At 62.4% G+C, this 18,675-nt stretch carries 22 protein-coding genes; 14 read left to right on the top strand and 8 right to left on the bottom strand.

Annotated elements, in window-relative coordinates:
* The 7 genes from ACF8RA_RS11910 to ACF8RA_RS11880 all read left to right on the top strand — a co-directional run bounded on the left by ACF8RA_RS11910 (window position 1) and on the right by ACF8RA_RS11880 (window position 9,314).
* Window positions 1-1,383, top strand: a complete 1,383-nt coding sequence (locus ACF8RA_RS11910) for a sigma-54-dependent Fis family transcriptional regulator (protein WP_176684555.1) — start codon at window positions 1-3, stop codon at window positions 1,381-1,383.
* 225 nt (window positions 1,384-1,608) lie between these two features.
* The gene (locus ACF8RA_RS11905; protein WP_339534483.1) at window positions 1,609-3,000 is read left to right on the top strand and encodes a GntP family permease; all 1,392 of its coding nucleotides are present in this window, start codon (window positions 1,609-1,611) and stop codon (window positions 2,998-3,000) included.
* 10 nt (window positions 3,001-3,010) lie between these two features.
* Window positions 3,011-3,781 (top strand): 3-hydroxybutyrate dehydrogenase, encoded by a 771-nt coding sequence (gene hbdH / locus ACF8RA_RS11900; protein ID WP_019438467.1) that lies wholly within the window; start codon window positions 3,011-3,013, stop codon window positions 3,779-3,781.
* A gap of 55 nt (window positions 3,782-3,836) precedes the next feature.
* The gene (gene eco, locus ACF8RA_RS11895; RefSeq protein ID WP_012052429.1) at window positions 3,837-4,316 is read left to right on the top strand and encodes a serine protease inhibitor ecotin; all 480 of its coding nucleotides are present in this window, start codon (window positions 3,837-3,839) and stop codon (window positions 4,314-4,316) included.
* A 92-nt stretch (window positions 4,317-4,408) separates the two neighbouring features.
* Window positions 4,409-6,361, top strand: a complete 1,953-nt coding sequence (locus tag ACF8RA_RS11890; protein WP_392519181.1) for an acetoacetate--CoA ligase — start codon at window positions 4,409-4,411, stop codon at window positions 6,359-6,361.
* Between the two features lie 87 nt (window positions 6,362-6,448).
* Window positions 6,449-6,724: a peptidylprolyl isomerase gene (locus ACF8RA_RS11885; protein ID WP_010953969.1), complete on the top strand. Its 276-nt coding sequence runs from the start codon at window positions 6,449-6,451 to the stop codon at window positions 6,722-6,724.
* Window positions 6,725-6,836: 112 nt separating this feature from the next.
* Window positions 6,837-9,314 carry an autotransporter outer membrane beta-barrel domain-containing protein gene (locus tag ACF8RA_RS11880; protein WP_392519179.1) on the top strand — a complete coding sequence of 826 codons (2,478 nt, stop codon included), beginning with the start codon at window positions 6,837-6,839 and terminating at the stop codon, window positions 9,312-9,314.
* On the opposite strand, the gene ACF8RA_RS11875 is transcribed toward ACF8RA_RS11880, so the two are convergent.
* A complete protein-coding gene (locus tag ACF8RA_RS11875; protein WP_176684560.1) occupies window positions 9,311-9,934 on the bottom strand; it encodes a LysE family translocator in 624 nt (207 codons plus the stop codon). The two genes, ACF8RA_RS11880 and ACF8RA_RS11875, sit on opposite strands and share 4 nt — an antisense overlap.
* 131 nt (window positions 9,935-10,065) lie before the next feature.
* Here ACF8RA_RS11875 and ACF8RA_RS11870 point away from each other — a divergent pair, with 131 nt between their 5' ends.
* Both ACF8RA_RS11870 and ACF8RA_RS11865 read left to right on the top strand, forming a co-directional pair.
* Window positions 10,066-10,875, top strand: coding sequence for an AraC family transcriptional regulator (locus ACF8RA_RS11870; RefSeq protein WP_392513772.1), 810 nt, complete (start codon window positions 10,066-10,068; stop codon window positions 10,873-10,875).
* A gap of 83 nt (window positions 10,876-10,958) precedes the next feature.
* A complete protein-coding gene (locus tag ACF8RA_RS11865; protein ID WP_176684562.1) occupies window positions 10,959-11,573 on the top strand; it encodes a LysE family translocator in 615 nt (204 codons plus the stop codon).
* Here ACF8RA_RS11865 and ACF8RA_RS11860 read toward each other — a convergent pair.
* Window positions 11,521-12,246, bottom strand: a complete 726-nt coding sequence (locus ACF8RA_RS11860) for a serine/threonine protein phosphatase (protein ID WP_176684563.1) — start codon at window positions 12,244-12,246, stop codon at window positions 11,521-11,523. The two genes, ACF8RA_RS11865 and ACF8RA_RS11860, sit on opposite strands and share 53 nt — an antisense overlap.
* A 212-nt stretch (window positions 12,247-12,458) precedes the next feature.
* On the opposite strand from ACF8RA_RS11860, the gene ACF8RA_RS11855 reads away from it, so the two are divergent.
* Complete coding sequence (locus ACF8RA_RS11855) at window positions 12,459-13,202, top strand: carbon-nitrogen hydrolase family protein (protein WP_392488232.1); 744 nt, start codon at window positions 12,459-12,461, stop codon at window positions 13,200-13,202.
* On the top strand, window positions 13,199-13,441 hold the full coding sequence (locus ACF8RA_RS11850) for a hypothetical protein (RefSeq protein WP_176684565.1): 243 nt from the start codon (window positions 13,199-13,201) through the stop codon (window positions 13,439-13,441). The genes ACF8RA_RS11855 and ACF8RA_RS11850 overlap by 4 nt, the downstream gene beginning before the upstream one ends.
* A gap of 4 nt (window positions 13,442-13,445) precedes the next feature.
* On the opposite strand, the gene ACF8RA_RS11845 is transcribed toward ACF8RA_RS11850, so the two are convergent.
* Both ACF8RA_RS11845 and ACF8RA_RS11840 read right to left on the bottom strand, forming a co-directional pair.
* Window positions 13,446-13,946 carry a methylated-DNA--[protein]-cysteine S-methyltransferase gene (locus tag ACF8RA_RS11845; protein WP_004576657.1) on the bottom strand — a complete coding sequence of 167 codons (501 nt, stop codon included), beginning with the start codon at window positions 13,944-13,946 and terminating at the stop codon, window positions 13,446-13,448.
* A 70-nt stretch (window positions 13,947-14,016) separates the two neighbouring features.
* Window positions 14,017-14,817: a lipopolysaccharide biosynthesis protein gene (locus ACF8RA_RS11840; protein ID WP_392513771.1), complete on the bottom strand. Its 801-nt coding sequence runs from the start codon at window positions 14,815-14,817 to the stop codon at window positions 14,017-14,019.
* A gap of 322 nt (window positions 14,818-15,139) precedes the next feature.
* On the opposite strand from ACF8RA_RS11840, the gene ACF8RA_RS11835 reads away from it, so the two are divergent.
* Complete coding sequence (locus ACF8RA_RS11835; protein ID WP_392519177.1) at window positions 15,140-15,346, top strand: hypothetical protein; 207 nt, start codon at window positions 15,140-15,142, stop codon at window positions 15,344-15,346.
* 42 nt (window positions 15,347-15,388) lie between these two features.
* Here ACF8RA_RS11835 and ACF8RA_RS11830 read toward each other — a convergent pair whose 3' ends face one another.
* On the bottom strand, window positions 15,389-15,748 hold the full coding sequence (locus tag ACF8RA_RS11830; protein WP_176684568.1) for a hypothetical protein: 360 nt from the start codon (window positions 15,746-15,748) through the stop codon (window positions 15,389-15,391).
* Between the two features lie 169 nt (window positions 15,749-15,917).
* Between ACF8RA_RS11830 and ACF8RA_RS11825 the strand changes: the two genes are divergently transcribed.
* Window positions 15,918-16,118 (top strand): hypothetical protein, encoded by a 201-nt coding sequence (locus ACF8RA_RS11825; RefSeq protein WP_176684569.1) that lies wholly within the window; start codon window positions 15,918-15,920, stop codon window positions 16,116-16,118.
* 223 nt (window positions 16,119-16,341) lie between these two features.
* Here the strand turns inward: ACF8RA_RS11825 and ACF8RA_RS11820 are convergent, their stop codons facing one another.
* From ACF8RA_RS11820 to ACF8RA_RS11810, 3 genes are all read right to left on the bottom strand, one after another.
* Window positions 16,342-16,650, bottom strand: a complete 309-nt coding sequence (locus ACF8RA_RS11820; RefSeq protein ID WP_392461113.1) for a hypothetical protein — start codon at window positions 16,648-16,650, stop codon at window positions 16,342-16,344.
* 191 nt (window positions 16,651-16,841) lie between these two features.
* Window positions 16,842-17,210, bottom strand: a complete 369-nt coding sequence (locus ACF8RA_RS11815; RefSeq protein ID WP_392488234.1) for a hypothetical protein — start codon at window positions 17,208-17,210, stop codon at window positions 16,842-16,844.
* A 403-nt stretch (window positions 17,211-17,613) separates the two neighbouring features.
* Complete coding sequence (locus ACF8RA_RS11810) at window positions 17,614-17,901, bottom strand: hypothetical protein (RefSeq protein ID WP_209966281.1); 288 nt, start codon at window positions 17,899-17,901, stop codon at window positions 17,614-17,616.
* Between the two features lie 217 nt (window positions 17,902-18,118).
* Here ACF8RA_RS11810 and ACF8RA_RS11805 point away from each other — a divergent pair, with 217 nt between their 5' ends.
* The gene (locus ACF8RA_RS11805; RefSeq protein ID WP_209966283.1) at window positions 18,119-18,646 is read left to right on the top strand and encodes a DUF3455 domain-containing protein; all 528 of its coding nucleotides are present in this window, start codon (window positions 18,119-18,121) and stop codon (window positions 18,644-18,646) included.
* Window positions 18,647-18,675: the final 29 nt, after the last annotated feature.

Below are 18,675 nucleotides of genomic sequence, written 5' to 3'. Positions count from 1 at the left end.
ATGCACGAAAGCGACAGCCTCAAGGACTACCCCCAGGTACGGCAACTGGCGATCCGCTCGCTATTCGAGATCATCGAACAGTCCAGTGAGGGCACGGTGATCGTCGACCGCCAGGCACGCATCGTCTGGATGAACGAACGCTATGCCCGACGCTTTGGCCTGGCCGACGCCGCCAGCGCCATCGGCCAGCCGTGTGAAGCGGTGATCCCCGGCAGCCTGATGCGCGACGTGGTGAGCGATGGGCGGCCCATCCTGCTGGACATGCTCGACACGCAGAACGAGCCGTTGGTGGTCATGCGCCTGCCCATCCACGACGACCAGGGCACGCTGATCGGCGCCATCGGCTTTGCCCTGTTCGACGAACTGCGCAGCCTGTCGCCGCTGCTCAAACGCTACGCCAGCATGCAGCAGGAACTGGCTTCGACCCGCTCGCAACTGCGCGCCCGCCAGGCCAAATACAGCTTCGCCCAGTTCGTAGGCAGTAGCGCGCCCAGCCTGGAAGCCAAGCGACGCGCCCGGCGTGGCGCCGGCAGCGATTCACCCGTGTTGCTGCTGGGCGAAACCGGCACCGGCAAGGAACTGCTGGCCCACGCCATTCACGCAGCGTCGGCACGGGCGCACAAAGCCTTTGTCAGCATCAACAGCGCAGCCATCCCGGAGACGCTGCTGGAAGCCGAATTCTTCGGCACTGCGCCGGGTGCTTTTACCGGTGCCGATCGCAAAGGGCGCAGCGGCAAGCTGCAACTGGCCGAAGGCGGCACGTTGTTCCTCGACGAGATCGGCGACATGCCGCTGGCCCTGCAGAGCAAGCTGCTGCGGGTGCTGCAGGAAAAGGAATACGAGCCGGTCGGGTCCAACCAGATGCTGCGCAGCGATGTGCGCATCATCGCCGCCACCTCCATCGACCTGCAGGCTGCCATGGCCCGCGGGGCCTTCCGCGCCGACCTGTATTACCGGCTGAATGTGCTGCCGATCGATGTCCCGCCGTTGCGGCAACGGCTGGAGGACCTGCCGCCGCTGTGCGAAGCCATATTGGCTGAGCTGGGCAGCCAGTACGAGCTGGAAGCTGAAGCGCAGCAACTGCTGGCCAGGCATGCCTGGCCGGGGAACATTCGCGAGCTGCGCAATGTGCTGGAGCGCGCGACCTTGCTGGCGGATCAGCCCCGGCTGGGGGTTGCGGACCTGCGTGCGGCACTGGGGCCATTGAGCCCGCTGGCTGAGGCGCCCATACGGCAGACCTACCGCGAGGCGTGCGAGGCCTTTGAACGCGGCCTGATTGCCGGGGCGCTGGCCGAACAGGGAGGAAAAGTACCAGAGGCAGCGGCAGCCCTAGGGCTGGGGCGGTCGACGCTGTACAAGAAGATGGCGGCACTTGGTCTCTGATTGGAGACTCTTGTTTCTTATTTGAGATTACCGCCAGAGCTCTGCCCTTTACCGGAGGCAAGCCAGCGATGGGCTGTAAAGCAGCCCATGGCGTCTCTAAATGTAGACATAGACTTCTAACAAAACCCTTTACCCCTTAAAAATCAGCCAGTTACATAGTTGGCACGATTCCCGCTATCTCCTGTTCAACGATAAAAACAAGACTCACCCAGGAGACCCACCCCGATGACCGTGCTCATCGCACTCGCTGCTCTGGCCTTGCTGATGCTGGCCGCCTACCGCGGTTACAGCGTAATCCTCTTCGCCCCCATCGCAGCCCTCGGCGCTGTCCTGCTCACCGACCCTTCTGCCGTCGCCCCTGCTTTCACCGGGGTGTTCATGGAGAAAATGGTCGGTTTCATCAAACTGTACTTCCCGGTATTCCTGCTGGGCGCGGTGTTCGGCAAGCTGATCGAGCTGTCCGGTTTCTCCCGCTCGATCGTCGCCGCGGCCATCCGCCTGCTCGGCACCCGCCAGGCGATGCTGGTCATCGTACTGGTCTGTGCCCTGCTCACTTACGGCGGTGTTTCGCTGTTCGTGGTGGTGTTCGCGGTGTACCCGTTCGCCGCCGAAATGTTCCGTCAGAGCAACATCCCCAAACGCCTGATCCCGGCCACCATCGCCCTGGGCGCATTTTCGTTCACCATGGACGCCCTGCCCGGCACCCCACAAATCCAGAACATCATCCCCAGCACCTTCTTCAACACCACCGCCTGGGCCGCACCGTGGCTGGGCCTGATCGGCACGCTGTTCGTGTTCTTTACCGGTATGGCCTACCTGCAGCGCCAGCGCAACAAGGCCCTGCGCGCCGGTGAGGGTTATGGCACCGACTTGCGCAACGAACCGGAAACCGCTGCCGACCTGAGCCTGCCCAACCCTTGGCTGGCGCTGTCGCCGCTGATACTGGTGGGGGTGATGAACCTGGTGTTCACCCACTGGATACCGCATTGGTACGGCCCCAGTCACAGCCTGCAATTGCCAGGCATGAGTGCACCGGTACAAAGCGACGTGACCAAGCTGACGGCCATCTGGGCTGTGCAGGCCGCGTTGCTGGTGGGCATCCTGATGGTCCTGGTGTGCGCCTTTGGCGCCATTCGTACACGCTTGGCCGAGGGCACCAAAAGCGCGGTGGGCGGTGCCTTGCTGGCAGCCATGAACACCGCCTCGGAATACGGCTTTGGCGCGGTAATCGCCTCGCTACCGGGTTTTCTGGTGCTGGCCGATGCCCTGCGCGGCATCCCCAACCCATTGGTGAACGAAGCCATCACCGTGACCTTGCTGGCCGGCATCACCGGCTCCGCTTCGGGCGGCATGAGCATCGCCCTGGCGGCCATGGGCGACACGTTCATCGCCGCCGCCCACGCAGCCGACATCCCGCTGGAAGTGCTACACCGGGTAGCCGCCATGGCCAGCGGCGGCATGGACACCCTGCCACACAACGGCGCGGTGATCACCTTGCTGGCGGTGACCGGCCTCACCCACCGCGAGGCTTACAAGGACATTTTTGGTATCACCCTGATCAAGACCCTGGCGGTGTTCGTGGTCATCGCCACGTTCTACGCCACTGGCATCGTCTAAGGAGCATTGCATGACCCTTGAAGGCAAAACTGCACTCGTCACCGGTTCCACCAGCGGCATTGGCCTGGGCATCGCCCAGGTATTGGCCCGGGCTGGCGCCAACATCGTGCTCAACGGCTTTGGCGACCCGGGCCCCGCCATGGCGGAAATTGCCCGGCACGGGGTGAAGGTTGTGCATCACCCGGCCGACCTGTCGGATGTGATCCAGATCGAGGCCTTGTTCAACCTGGCCGAACGTGAGTTCGGCGGCGTCGACATCCTGGTCAACAACGCCGGTATCCAGCATGTGGCACCGGTTGAGCAGTTCCCGCCGGAAAGCTGGGACAAGATCATCGCCCTGAACCTGTCGGCCGTATTCCATGGCACGCGCCTGGCGCTGCCGGGCATGCGCACACGCAACTGGGGGCGCATCATCAATATCGCTTCGGTGCATGGCCTGGTCGGCTCGATGGGCAAGGCAGCCTACGTGGCAGCCAAGCATGGTGTGGTCGGCCTGACCAAGGTGGTCGGCCTGGAAACCGCCACCAGTCATGTCACCTGCAATGCCATATGCCCGGGCTGGGTGCTGACGCCTCTGGTGCAAAAGCAGATCGACGATCGTGCAGCCAAGGGTGGCGATCGGCTGCAAGCGCAGCACGATCTGCTGGCAGAAAAGCAACCGTCGCTGGCTTTCGTCACCCCCGAACACCTCGGTGAGCTGGTACTCTTTCTGTGCAGCGAGGCCGGTAGCCAGGTTCGCGGCGCCGCCTGGAACGTCGATGGTGGCTGGTTGGCCCAGTGACGGGCGGCCTGGGCCTGGCGACGGCCGCGCATTCGTTTATCAGCAAGGAGGCCTTATGCGCCCTACCCCAATGACCGCGATTCTGGCCCTGAGCCTGGCCGCCGCCGCACCTGCGATGGCCGCCAGCCTGAAGGACATCGCGCCCTACCCCGAGGCGGAAAAAGGCTTCACCCGGCAGGTTATCCACCTGCCGGCCCAGGCCGACGAGTCGGCCTATAAACTGGAAATCCTCGCTGGCAAGACGCTGCAGGTCGACTGCAATCGTCAGCGCCTGGGCGGCAACCTGGAAGCACGCACCCTGGAAGGCTGGGGCTACAATTACTACCGCCTGGACAACGTCAGCGGCCCGGCCAGCACGCTGATGGCCTGCCCGGACGGCAAGAAGACCGAGGCCTTCGTGCCGGTGGTCGGCGATGGCTTCCTGCTGCGCTACAACAGCAAGCTGCCGGTGGTGGTGTATGTGCCCAAGGATGTCGAAGTGCGCTACCGCGTGTGGTCGGCATCGCAGGATGTGCAGAAGGCTAAAGTAGAGTAGGCAGGACCGCTTTCTCTGCAGGGTCAGCCTCTTCGCAACACGAGGCTGATCCTGCCCTGAGCCTGCTTTTGTTCCGGTAAAGGAGATTCGGCATGAACGATGTGCTCTGGCGCCCGTCCACAACGCAGATCGAGGCCAGCCGGATGGATGCCTTCCGCCGCCGGGTCAACCTGCGCTACAACCTGCAACTCGACGATTACCAGGCCCTGCACGGCTGGAGCATCGAACAGCGCGGCGCCTTCTGGCAAACCCTTGCCGAGTATTTCCACGTGCATTGGCATACCCCGCCCAGCCAGGTGCTCAGCGAAGGGCCGCAGATGCCCGATGCACAGTGGTTCGCCAATGCCACCCTGAACTTTGCCGAACACCTGCTGCGCCGCCGCGACGACCGCCCGGCCGTGGTCGCCGTACGCGAAGACGGCCAACGCGAAGTGTTCAGCCATGCTGAACTGGCCGCACAGGTGGCCGGGCTGCAAACGGCATTCAAGGCCGCAGGTATCGTCCCGGGCGACCGGGTAGCGGCCATCATGCCCAATACCTGGCAAACACTGGTGGCCATGCTCGCCTGCACCAGCCTTGGCGCGGTCTGGTCTACCTCCTCGCCCGAGTTCGGCGTGCACGGCATCATCGACCGCTTCGGCCAGATCGAACCCAAGCTGCTGATCGTCTGCGCCGGTTACCAGTATGCGGGCAAGGCCATCGACCAGGTGACCAAGGTCAACCAGGTGTGCGCGCAGTTGCCTGGCCTGGAGCAACTGATCGTGGTGCCCCATACCCGCAAAGGCACCCGTGCCGACGAATTCCAGGCAGCCAACGTCAGCCTGTGGGATGACTTCTTCCAGCCCGGCGGCGAGCCCCGTTTCACCCCGCTGCCGTTCGACCACCCGCTGTACATCCTCTATTCCAGTGGCACCACCGGGGTGCCCAAGTGCATTGTCCATCGCGCCGGAGGTGTGCTGTTGCAACACCTCAAGGAACACGGCCTGCACAACGACCTGAAGGCCGATGACGTGCTGTTCTACTACACCACCTGCGGCTGGATGATGTGGAACTGGCTGGCCAGTGGCCTGGCGGTGGGTGCCACGCTGGTGCTGTACGACGGCTCGCCGTTCCACCCGGGCCCCGAGCGCCTTCTGGACCTGATAGAGGCCGAGGGTATCCACGCCTTCGGTACCAGCGCCAAGTACCTGGCGGCACTGGAGCAGGCAGGCCTGGAACCCGCCACCAGCCACTGCCTGACCAGCCTGCGGCTGCTGATGTCCACCGGTTCGCCGCTGTCACCGCACAGCTATGACTATGTGTACGACAAGATCAAGGCCGACCTGTGGCTCGTGTCCATGTCGGGCGGTACGGATATCGTCTCCTGCTTCGTGCTGGGCAACCCGACCCTGCCTGTGCGTCGCGGCGAAATCCAGTGCAAGGGCCTGGGTATGGCGGTGGAGGTGTGGAACGAGCAGGGTCAGCCCGTGGTGGACGAAAAAGGCGAGCTGGTGTGCACGCGCAACTTCCCCTCGATGCCACTCGGTTTCTGGAACGACCCGGACGGCCGCCGTTACCACGATGCCTACTTCAGCCAGTTTCCGGGGGTGTGGGCCCAGGGCGACTACGCCGAGCAGCGTGCCAGCGGGGGCATGGTGATCCACGGTCGCTCCGACGCCGTGCTCAACCCGGGCGGTGTGCGCATTGGCACGGCGGAGATCTACCGCCAGGTGGAAAAGGTCGAACAGGTTGTGGAAAGCGTGGCCATCGGCCAGGACTGGAACGGGGATGTGCGGGTGGTGCTGTTCGTGCGCCTGCAAGAAGGCCTGCAGCTGGATGAAGCCTTGCGCCAGCACATCCGCCAGGTAATACGCCAGTACACCACACCCCGCCATGTGCCGGCGGTGATCGCCCAGGTCAGCGACATACCGCGCACCATCAGTGGCAAGCTGGTGGAACTGGCGATTCGCGATGTGGTGCATGGGCGGCCGGTGAAGAACACCGATGCCCTGGCCAACCCGGAGGCACTGGAGCAGTTTCGCGATCGCGCAGAGCTGAAGAGCTGACATTCATCGCGGCCATTCAGGCACGATCGCTTCTGCTGGATTCAATCAGGCATAATGCCGCCTTTTTTCCCGATACACAGGTAGCCCATGAAAGCCCAAGCCCGCCACATACTGGTCAAGACCGCTGACGAAGCCGAAAAGCTCAAGCAGCGCATCGCCAACGGCGAGGCTTTCGACGTGCTCGCCAAAAAGTTCTCTCTTTGCCCATCCGGCAAGCGGGGTGGTGACCTGGGCGAAATCCGCCCAGGGCAGATGGTCGGTGCCATCGACCAGGTGATTTTCAAGAAGCCTTTGCGTGTGGTACACGGGCCGATCAAGAGCAAATTCGGCTACCACCTGGTGCAAACGTTCTACCGCGACTAATGCGCTAGCCTTTTGCCACCTGACATTTTTGCCAGTTGTGATCGTGACGCACTCCTCTATACAACCCCGGTAACCCTGCACACCACGCGTGGTGCGCAGGTCCCCCTGGTGAATGGAGGTTTTCCTGATGCGTCTACGCCTGATGCTGACCCTGGGTTCGCTGCCGCTGCTGGGCATAGTCACGCCCGCGGCACACGCGGCTTGCACCATCTCACCCGGCCCGGGTAACGACACCTACACCTGTGACAGCGGCACTGCGCCCTCGCTGGTGGACTCCAGCGGTGATAACCGCCTGGTATTCCCGGCATCCGGTAGCGGCGCCATCACCGGCGACGTAACCTTTGGCGCCGGCAGAGACAGCATCGACATGGCCTCTGGCAGCGTTGGCGGCAACATCCACCAGGGCGCCGGCATCGATGACTTCGCCATGAGCGGCGGCGTCATCGAAGGCAACCTCAACCAGGGTGATGGCCTGGACACCTTTCACATGACCGGTGGCTGGATCAAGGGCACGTTCGACAGCGGCGACTATGCCGAAATGGACGACGGGCGTATCGGCAACGTCAACATGCGGCTGGACGAGAACACCTTCATCATGCATGGCGGCAGTGTCGACCGGAACGTCATCGCGGCCTTCGACAAGGACTACATCGAAGTCTTCGATGGCAACATCGGCGGCAATATCAGCGTCAGCGGTGGCGATGACCAGGTCCTGATGCATGGCGGCCAGGTTGGTGGTGATGTGCTGCTGAGCACTGGCAACGACCGCTTCACCTGGGACGGTGGCCGTATTGGCGGGCGCGTGGATGCGGGGCCAGGTAATGACACGGCACTGCTCAAAGGCCTCACGCCCGAGGTACTGAGTATCACGTTGGACGGCGGCGGAGGTAACGACAGCCTGACGTTCGATGCCAGCCAGCCGGCAGGCGGTGCCCACTATGTGAACTGGGAGCGCGTGGCGCTGAACAACGGCAGCCGGCTGGCACTGGATGACACGCTGGTACTGGGCGACAGTGACAGCAGCACGGGCAGCCTCACCCTCGACGCCAGCAGCAGCATCACTTCACGCCAAGGGGTGATCACTGCGTTTGCCCCAGGCCAGCGCGCCGCAATCAGCAACGCAGGCACACTTGACCTCACCGCCGGCAATGATGCCATGGGCCGCTTGAGCATCGAGGGCGATTACACCGGCAACAACGGCGCCCTGCGCCTGAACAGCGTGCTGGCCGGCGATGGCGCTGCTTCCGATCGCCTGGTGATCAGCCGCGGCGCGATCGCTGGCTCTACACAGGTGCTCATCAACAACCTCAACGGCGCAGGTGCAGCGACTGCGCAGAACGGCATCCAGGTGGTCGAAGCCCTTGGCGGCGCCACCAGCACGGCCACCGCCTTTGTACAGCCCCAGAGGCTATCGGCCGGTGCCTACGACTATCGGCTGTTCAAAGGGGGTGTCACTGCTGGCAGTGAAAACAGCTGGTACCTGCGCTCGACGCTGGTTGCGCCGCCCGCTCCAGCCCCTGTGCCGGCACCGGGCGAGGCGCCGGTGATCGCCCCGGCCGTCACCCCGCCCGTCGCTGCGCCCGCGCCCGGCCAGGCCGAGCTGCCTGCCCCAGTGCAGGGCGAAAGCCTGCCACTGTACCGCCCCGAGGTCCCGGTTTATGCCGCAGCGCCACGGGGTGCCGCGATCATCGCCCGTCAGGCATTGGGCACCTTTCACCAGCGCCAGGGCGACCATCTGTTACTCCAGGGTGAAGGCGCCCTGCCCGCCAGCTGGGGGCAAGCCTACGGTGGCGCGTTGCGCCAGCAATGGAGCGGCACGGTCAGCCCGAGCCTGGATGGCGACTTGTACGGTTTCAAGGTGGGCCAGGATCTGTATGCCAAGGTTGGCGAGAATGGTTACCGCCAGCATGTTGGTATCTACGTAAGCCACAGCCGCCTGGACGCCGACGTCAAAGGGTTTGCCCTGGCCGTTCACAACCGCGGCGTGGGCGACCTGAAGCTCGATGGCGATAGCGTGGGCACCTACTGGACGCTGGTCGGGCCACAGGGCACGTACCTGGACGCGGTGTTGCAGTACACCCACCTGGATGGCCGCGCCCGCTCCGATCGTGGCGACACGCTGAACCTCGACGGCCACGCCTGGACAGCTTCACTGGAATCGGGCTACCCCATCACCCTGTCCGAGCGCTGGCGCGTGGAACCGCAAGCTCAACTGATTGCGCAAAAGGTCGCGCTGGACAGCGCCAGCGACAGCGTCTCGCATATCAGTCATGACGCCCAGGTCGAGCTGACCGGCCGCCTGGGCCTGCGCCTGGAGGGTGCGTTCACGGGGAGCAGCGGGCGCCTGTTACAGCCCTATGCGCAGGTCAACCTGTGGCACGGCGACGGTGGGCGCGACACCTTGACCTTCGATGACGCTGACAAGATCAAGACCGATTACCGCTATACCTCAGTGCAACTGGAAAGCGGTGTGGTAGCGCAGGTCAACGAAGCGCTGAGCCTGCATGGCGGCGTGCAGTACACCGCCAACCTGGACAGCCGCCAGCAGGAAGCCAGCGGCGTGAACCTGGGCGTGCGCTGGCAGTTCTAGCGGCGCGCAGCCAGCAGACCGAGACCCGCGCAGCCCAGCAAGGACGCGCTGACCCGGTTGAACATCCGGCGTGGGCCGGGCTGGCTGAACCAGCGCTGCATATAGACGCCCAGGCCTGAATAGATGGCAATGGCCGCCCATTCCAGCAGCAGGAACAACACACCCAGCCAAAGGAACTGCTCACTCACCGGGGTGCTGCTACCGACCGAGACGAACTGCGGCAGGAAGGCGGTAAAAATCAGGATGGCCTTGGGGTTGCCGGCCGCCACCCAGAACTCCTGGCGCGCCAGGCGCCAAGTGCCGCCTGGGTGATCGCTTGCCACCACGGACTCGCTCACGGGTGCGCGCCACAGTTGCCAGGCGATGTAGAACAGGTAGGCCGCGCCCACCACCTTGATGGCCAGGAACAGGTATTCGCTGGTATGCAACACCACTGCCAGGCCCATCGCTGCCAGGGCGATCATGCCGCAGAAGGCAAGGATACGGCCGCCGCCGGCCACGCAGGCGGTGCGCAGGCCGTAACGGCTGGCGTTGTGCAGTGACAACAGGTTGTTTGGCCCTGGCGCCATGTTCAAGGCGAAGCAGGCGGGGATGAAAAGCAGCAGGCTTGAAAGGTCCATTCTCGTTTTCCTCTGACAACAGCCCTCTATTTCGGCGCGTTCCGGGCCCTGCGGTCAAGTAACAGCCAGCGATAAAAACTGTACGGGTTCACGGTACCTGTTAACCTGCCGGCAATACCGAGGAGCCTGTAATGCCCCGTTCCCACGCCGACCTGTGGCGCGATCCGGCCCTGCCACATGTCGAAAGCCGGCGCGCCTGCCACAGCCGGGCCTGCTACAAGGCCCACAGCCACCCGACGTTTTCCATCGGTGCGGTGGATGCTGGCCGCAGCCATTTCACCGGGGCTGCCGACGGGCAGCATCACTTGGCACCCGGCACGCTGGTACTGGTCCCGGCCCACCGCGTGCATGCCTGCAACCCGGCCCCCGGCCTGGCGTGGAGCTATCAGATGCTGCATGTGGATGCCGACTGGCTGACGCAGTTACGCCTGGAGTCGGGCCTTGGCGGTATCGAAGCTGGCGAACCGGTGCGTATCTGCAGGGAGGCTGAGGTATATCGGCAGTTCTGCGCGCTGAACAGGTTACTGTTTTCCAGTGCCTGCAACGGCGAGAAAGATGCGGCGCTGATTGCCTTTCTGGGGGACCTGGACGTTTCCGCACACCCACCGCTGGCAGCGGCCCCCGCCCTGGAAGCCGCCACCTTGAGCGGGTTGCTTGCACACATCGAACACCAGGATCCTGCCCAATTGAGCCTGGAGGTGTTGGCGCGGGAGGCGGGGCTTGGGCGCTATCAACTGATCCGCGCGTTTCGTGCGGCTACCGGGTTCACGCCGCATGCCTACCTGCTCAATGCCCGGGTCAATCGTGGGCGGCAACTGTTGAGTGAAGGGCTGGCCCTGGCGGAAGTGGCCTACCAGCTTGGCTTTGCTGACCAGAGCCATTTCCAGCGGGTGTTCAAGGCCCATGTGGGGGTTACGCCGGGGCAGTACCGCGGAAACTGAAGGCTGCTGCAGGTGCAATATTGTTCAATACGCCAGAACGGGCCCGGCAGCAGACTGCGGTTTTTTCCGTAGAGCAGCCCCCAATGCAACAATTCATGATCATCGCCCTGGCCCACTTCCTTGCCCTGCTCTCACCTGGCCCGGACTTTTTCCTGGTCGCACGCAACGCGATCAGCAGCGGCTGGCGCATCGCCAGCGGCGCCTGCCTGGGCATAGCACTGGCCAACGGTGCGTTCATCGTCATCGCCTTCACCGGGCTCTCGGTTCTGCAGCAGGGCAGCCTGCTATTTACCGCCCTGCAACTGGCCGGCGCCAGCTACCTGCTGTACATCGGCGTGCTGTTCCTGCGCCATGCCGGGCAAACCAGCCTGGGCACAGTCACCGGCAGCCAGCGGGTGCATGGCTGGTGGCGCAGTTTGGGCATGGGCTTCTTGTCCGGCATCCTCAACCCCAAGAACGCGCTGTTCTATGCCAGCCTGGCCAGCATGGTCGCCAGCGTCAGCCCCGGCTGGAAAACGGCCTACGCCGTATGGATGTTCAGCATCGTCCTGCTCTGGGACTTGCTGGTCGCCGTGGCCATCGGCAACCAGCGGGTACTGCGGCGATTCGCCCGCAGCCTGGCGTGGCTGGAGCGGGCCTCGGGGGTCATGCTGGTGTTGTTGGCAGGGGCGTTGTTGCTGCATCTGGCCCAGGGCTGACCCGCTGCAAGGTGCGCATGTCGACCAAGGTGAAATGCCCGCTGGACCAGCCCCCCGTGTCCAGGTGCCACACATTGCCCAGCAGCTTGGCCTCCAGCACCGGGGTGTGGCCGACCAGCAGGGCTCGCAGGCCCTGCACCGGTTGGGTGTCTCCCTCTTTCAGGCGCCGACGCGACCACTGGCACACTTGGCGCACGTCAGGGTCGTCATCCAGTTCCAGCCAGGAGCGTAAGACTGCCCAGTCGGCAAACGGGCTGTCTGCATGCAGCAGGCCTACCAGCCCGTCTGCACTCTCCACTTCCATGGCAATCGGCAGCTGCTCGAAACGCTCCACGAAACGCAGTTGCTCGCGCCGCGGCAAGTCGAGAAACCAGCCACCGCCGGCGGCGCGGTACATGCCCAGGTCGAGCCGCCCCCCGCGCACGCGGGTGATTGCCAAGGCCTCATGATTGCCCTGGACGGCATGGAACCAAGGCTGGGCCAGCCATTCCAGCGCTGCCTCGCTGTGCGGCCCACGGTCGACCAGGTCACCTACGCTGAACAGGCGGTCCACCGCCGGATCGAACCCTACCGCATCCAGGCATTGTTGCAGGCGCTGGAAGTGACCATGGATATCGCCCACCGCCAGGTCCCGTCCCCGGATATTGGCGATCAGCCGCCGAAACCGTGCCATTACCGTCTTCCTCTGCTGGTGGCACCATGCCCGCCTCGCGCGTGCCCTGCTCATGGCGCTGTCACTGGACAGCATGGCACAAGGCACCGCGGCTGCGCGGATCTTGGTGCGTTGCGTTGCGCACTCGAGGCTTCCTGAAAACCCTTCACTGGTACAGGCGTTGGTGCCAATAGTATGCTCGGTACTTGAACCTCTACCAAGGAAGGGTCTTGATGAAACTGTGCGCCGTACAACTGGCGTCGCTCAAGGGCGATTTGCCAGCCAACCTCCAGCGCCATCTGGTTTGCATCGAGCAGGCTGCTGCCCTGGGTGCCGAACTGGTCGTGTTTCCCGAGCTGTCACTGACCGGCTATGAGCCGAGTGTGGCGCGTCAGGCCGCCCTACCCGTCACCTCCACGCGCCTGGACCCGCTGCAGGCGGCGTGCGACCGCTTGGGCATTACGGTTGCCGTGGGCCTGCCATTGCCGACACCCGACGGCATACGCATCGGCATGCCCATCTTCTGCCCTGGGGCGCCGCGCCAGGCCTATGCCAAGCAGCGCTTGCATGATGATGAGCTGCCTTATTTCACCTCAGGTGATCAGGCATTGCTGCTGGAGGTAGGTGAACACCGGGTGGCGCCGGCGATCTGCTACGAGTCGATGTTCCTGGCGCATGCCGCCGTGGCCCGCGAGCGCGGTGCCGATCTGTACCTGGTCAGCGTTGCGAAAAACGCCAAGGGTATCCGCGAGGGATATGCGCACTACCCAGAGGTGGCACGCGAGCTGGGCATGCCGGTATTGATGGCCAACTGCGTGGGGCCGGCCGACACCTTCATCGGTGCCGGCGGTTCTGCCGCATGGGACAGCCAGGGGCAGTTGCTGGCCAGCCTGGATGACCACAGTGAAGGCCTGATCGTACTCGACACCCGCAGTGCCAGTGCGATCACCCTGCCCTTGGACCCGTACCTTGCATGATCTATCTGTTTCTAGCGTTGCTGAGCTACGCCTGCACCTACTACCTGGTCGGTTTGCTGATTCAGGGTCAACTCGCCGATGTGGCCGAGGGATTGCGCCATCGGCCCGATGCGCCTACGCCCGGCGAGTACCTGCGTGAGGTCGAGCCCCGCGCACGTCAGGCGCGGCGGCAATACACCCTGATCGCCGGTTCGGTGCTGGCCGTGCTGGCCTGCCTGATCGCCAGCGGGTTCGGTTGACGCCTTACAGGTCCAGCGCCAGGCTTTGCCGCCCTTCCAGCGCCAGCAGGTACTGCTTGGCCGCCAGGCCACCGGCAAAGCCGGTCAGGCTGCCCGACGCGCCGATTACCCGGTGACAGGGAGCGATGATCGAAATCGGGTTGCGGCCATTGGCAGCGCCAACCGCGCGTACTGCCCTGGGGTTGCCGAGCTGCCGGGCAATGTCGCTGTAGCTGCGGGTTTCGCCGAACGGTATCGCCAGCAACGCGGCCCACACCTGGCGCTGGAACTCAGTACCGGCAAAGTCCAGCGCCAGCTCGAAACGCTGACGCTTGCCGTCAAAGTACTCGCCCAGCTGGCGAGCGGTTTCCCGCAGTACCGGGCACTGGTCGTCCCGGTGCAGTGCGCCCAGGCGTACGCGGTTTTCCCGTTCCTCTTCCCACAATACGGCTGCCAGGCAATTGCCACGGGCCACAAGGGTCAGCATGCCGACGGGCGATGGCATGATCGTGAATGCGCTGGACATAGCAGGCTCCTGCAAGTTGCGACCGCCCAACTGTACGCATCCACAGTCTTTCATGCACCCGCTTTCTTGCTCAGGTAACTGCGCAGCCAGCAATGTGCCGCGCCTGGCTGAGCGTGACCTTGGGGATCAGTTCAGCGGGAATGCGTGATGTTGCCGACAGGTTGTAGACGTGGAAATGCTCGTTGACCACTTCCCTGGCCATCAGCTTCAGCGACGGCAGGATACGGCTGTCCCAATGCTGGTCGAGCCCGCACGGCGAACACTGCCCTTGGCCGTTTTCGTAAAAGCGCCCGGCACTCTGATCGAGGTCTACCCCTACCAGCAACACTTCTTCAAAGCCCAGGTGATAAGCCAGTTGCAAGGCCACATAAGCTACTGTGCGAGCATCGAAGAAACCGTGGGCCAGGTTTTTGCTGAAGGCGATGGAGCGGCTGCGTTTGCTCCACAGAGCACGGTTGCACACACAACTGTCACCATGTCCGCGCAAACCGTCCAGCAGCCCCGGCGTGACGGCTTTCTGCAAGGCATAACACTGGGTGTGGGCTGGCACATCGGCACGCGCATACTGCTCTGGCCACAGGGCCAGGCGTTCGCTGTCGCGCACGGCAGTGGCGAACAAGGCCGGCTGTTGCTGGCAAAAGCTTTTGTCGGTGCACACGTAGAAGAAGGGTTTGATGCCGTGTTCGGCAGTCATGGCGACCGAGCCATTCATGGCGATGATGGGCAAATGCGCAAACTCGCCCAGTGGAAACTGTTTGGCAGAAGCGCCGGAGGCAAGGATCACCACGGGGCCTTGCTGGGTATTGCGACACGCCTCGAAATGGGCGAACGCCCCGCGTTCAGCACTTGGCTGCAACGGATGTGTGTTCATCAATGGCATCTTTAACCGGACAGTACAAACCACAAGACTGATCAGTTTATATGCCGCCGCCGCTTTTACCTAACTTTACCTAGCTGAACTTCAGTCAACCGCCAATCCCTTGCTTGGCGGGGTTTCAGCCTAGCGAATAGCGGCTTATCCAAGTGCCATGACAGCCCCCCGGTGAAAAAGTGTTCCCCTACTGTGGATCAGGAATAGCGATAACCATCACCGATGGTGACGGACGGGTACTAAGGCCTTTCGTCATGAGCCTGCTTGATGCTTACCACTGGCGAGACTAATACTTAAACATCTGCCTGGGGAGGCACGAAAAATGCAACCAAGATTCGTTATCGTTCCCGCTGTGCCGATCGAAAAGGAGTCGTTCCGCGTAGGCAGCCGCTACTACGCCGCTACCGTTTGTGGAGGGTTCGACATTTATGACAATCAGGCAAAGGAGCGGCTCAAGCCCAGCTACGCGAGCCGGAAGGAGGCGCAGGTGAAGTGCGAGCATTTGAACAAGCGGGATGAGGCGGGGTAACCGCAGGAGATCTGCGCGGCTCAGCAAGCTCGGGTTACTGACTCAGTCCAGACATTCCTTGGCAGCCTGGCGTAATTTGTCGCCAGATAGAAAGCTGCCCTTGTAGAAGGTCGCGCGGCTGCCCTCACGAGCTTCGACTACGTCAAGCACATCGTCGCTTGCCACGGCGCTTGGCGCCGTCAGCCGGTAGCCGTGGGCTATCGACTTCTGCGTGGCCTGGGGTGCCAGCGCCTGCCATTTGGGCAGGACACAGGCGGCGTACTGCTGCGGCGACTTTTGGGTAAGTTTGCTGGCTGTGGGTTTGCCAGGGGTTGCGCAACCGGCGAGGCTGGCAACCAACACCGTGGCGATAAAAATACGAAAGTCAGGCATTTGCAATCGACCGTTATGGATAGGCTGCATTCTAACGGCGGTGACGCCGCGTTACTAATCAACCAAAGTCTTGCTGCAGGACGGCGCCCAAGCGGGGACAGTGTAGCGCACCTGATATTTCTGCCAGTAGCCGGGGGCACGCCGCAACAGTGAAACTCCCGAGGGACATCACACCACGACTCGGCAGGGGCTTCAGACCATGCAAACCAACGCCAACCACACTCAGTTCTTCTATCAGAATGGCAAACTCGTCACCCTTAAAACCGGTGAACAAGGCCGTAGCCTCTTTCGCTCGCCGGACGTACCACTTGCCGAGCGACAATCAGACGACACCGACGCCGGCGGATTGCTGGCAACTGACGACAAGGGTTCGGTGCTGCAGGTACAGCAGAAAAGCTGAAGTCGTCATGATGCTCCGGCCCCATTGCGAACCAAACGCGGGCTCAGGGCTTGGCTCCCCTGTACAACACGATGGCTGCTATATCCAGGACCAGCACACTGCCGACAATCACAAACATGATGTACTGATCTTCAGAGAGCATTGCCGTATCCCCCAGATGCGCCGGTTTCAAAGGGGTATGCAATTACTGATCCCGTCAGCGCATCAGGTAGCGAACTGAGACTCAGCTGAACTTCAACTTGACCACTTTGCTCAGCGCCCAGCCACTGAAGACATAGAACGCATCCAGGTAGAAGCGCCCTGCATAGTTGGTCAACGGCGTTTGATTCAATAGCACATCAGGCTCGGGCGCAGGAGGAAACAGTGCATAAAAGCCGTTGGGCAGAACTGCCAGCGTCAGCAATAACAGGTAAGTCGAGGCTTGTAGCAGGGTGGCACGCTTACTGGATCTGGCGGACCACTTCAGCCCGTAGTAGGCCACCAGGCCGGCAACAGGCAAAACCCAGAAATGCGTCGGAATCCCAATGAACATTTCGGCGACTACGCTTCTTGCTTCCACCTGCGACTCTCCATCCAAATGCATCGATTATTACGGGCGGGGCCGGCAAATGCAAAAAACAACGCTGCTCAAGCCATAGGCCGTTTCTTGGGCACGCAAGGTTATTCGCCCCTCAGACAAGAAGCCCGCTCTCGACAGCGGGCTTTTTGACTTGGGTCTGAGATTTACGCTTTTGAACACATCAGTGCAGCATCCAGCAACCTGCCATGGTCGTACCAGGCATCACGTTGATAGGCCGTGAAGTGGCGCTCGCTTCCCGTGCCCCGCAACTCTACAAGACCCTCTGCCTTGTCGGGGTCAGTGCTTTCGACGAAAAGCCTGACCGTGTTATCACCCTCGACTTCATAGGTTTTCACATTCCCTTGTAGCTCGCCTTTGACGCAGCCCAGATAGGCGGGCGGGCTTTTCATGGTAGTGCCAGCCGTATAATCGTGGCTGTCACGCACATCAGGGTTTTGTGCGCAGCCTGCCGTGAACAACGTGGCTACCCCGGACACAAGTAGTGCGCCTGCTAGCGATCTTGAGTTTCTCATGCGACACGCTCCTGCAGCCCCATCGAAAACTGGGAAATGTTGCCAAGCAGCCTGCCCTTTTTTTGGTTTTGGTGTGCCCATGTTACTGCGCCATGACGACCGTGCATCAGGTTTGTTAGCTATATAGGTTTCGGGGCGTTTCCCTCACGCCCTGCCTTGCCCCCGATTACGAGTAAGGCCTACCCCATAACCGGGGTCAGGGGATGGCATTGAGAAACACATAAGTCGCCGCCAAATCCAGTACCAGCACAGCAACCACGCTGAAAATCATGTAATAGCGGTCATCCTGAGTCATGTCTGCGTACCCCGCATGATCAATGTCTCAGGGGTCACAGCAATTCCCGTTCCAGCGCCCTGATGCAGCCCGCTGACACTGCGCCAGCCCAACCGCGCAATCGCGCAGTCAGTCCTTGATCTGGCATACGCCATTGGCTTTGTTCTTGCCGGTATACGAGACGTCAGGCGAGCCGTCCGGGTTGATCGACAACGATACCGTTACCCCGCCGCCTTTGGCCTCGAAATAGTTGTCATTGAATTTCTTCAGCTTGGCCTCCTTGCCATTGATGTAGACGGGCCCGCCTTTATCGGCATGGACCTCGATATTTCCGGGGCATGTTGCATTCAACAGCGGAATACCGGCATGGGCAACGCCCGACGCGGTGAACAACAGGCCTAGTAACAAACGCTTCATCTGCAGTGTCCTCATGGGGTTGGCGGGGTGCGAGCATTAACGCCGTCCTGCAATGGCGAAGATGCTCATGATTCGTTCGAGATTGTAGGCGAGCACAGGCAGGCTCATCGCGCTACGCATATTTTTTTCATTCAGTGCATCCAGCCCGGCCGTTGGCGGGTATTGCTAATGGGCGGCCTCTGACTGCCCAGCCCAATGACTTTCAGGAGCACTGTCCATGAACTTCAAATACTCCGCCTGTGTGCTTGCCTGCAGCCTCGCCCTTGCGCTGCCACCCGCCCACGCCCAGTCCGCGCTGCCAGAATCGGTCAAAGTCCCTGATGGTCATCGGGTCCTGCTCGAAACCGTCGGCGTCGGCGAGATCACCTACGAGTGCCGCGACAAGGCCAACACCCCCGGTCAGACCGAATGGACTTTCGTCGGCCCCAAGGCAGTGCTCAATGACCGTGCCGGTAAACAGGTGGGCGACTACTTTGGCCCACCCGCTACCTGGCAGGCCAAGGATGGCTCGAAAGTCACCGGCACCCAGCTGGCAGTGGCACCAGCGGACAAAGGCGCCATTCCTTATCAACTGGTCAAGGCCAACCCGGCCGAGGGCAAAGGCGCCATGCAGGGGGTCAGCTATATCCAGCGCCTGGCCACCCGCGGCGGTGTGGCGCCGTCAATCGACTGCACGGCGCAGAACAAAGGTGCCAGGCAGATCGTCCAGTACCAGGCTGACTATGTGTTCTGGACAGCCAAGTGAAGCGCACTTGAGCCTACGCCCTGCGAGTG

The organism is Pseudomonas sp. FYR_5, assembly GCF_043106315.1.
Lineage (GTDB): Bacteria > Pseudomonadota > Gammaproteobacteria > Pseudomonadales > Pseudomonadaceae > Aquipseudomonas > Aquipseudomonas putida_Y.
This window is presented reverse-complemented; position numbering and strand designations above follow the sequence as displayed.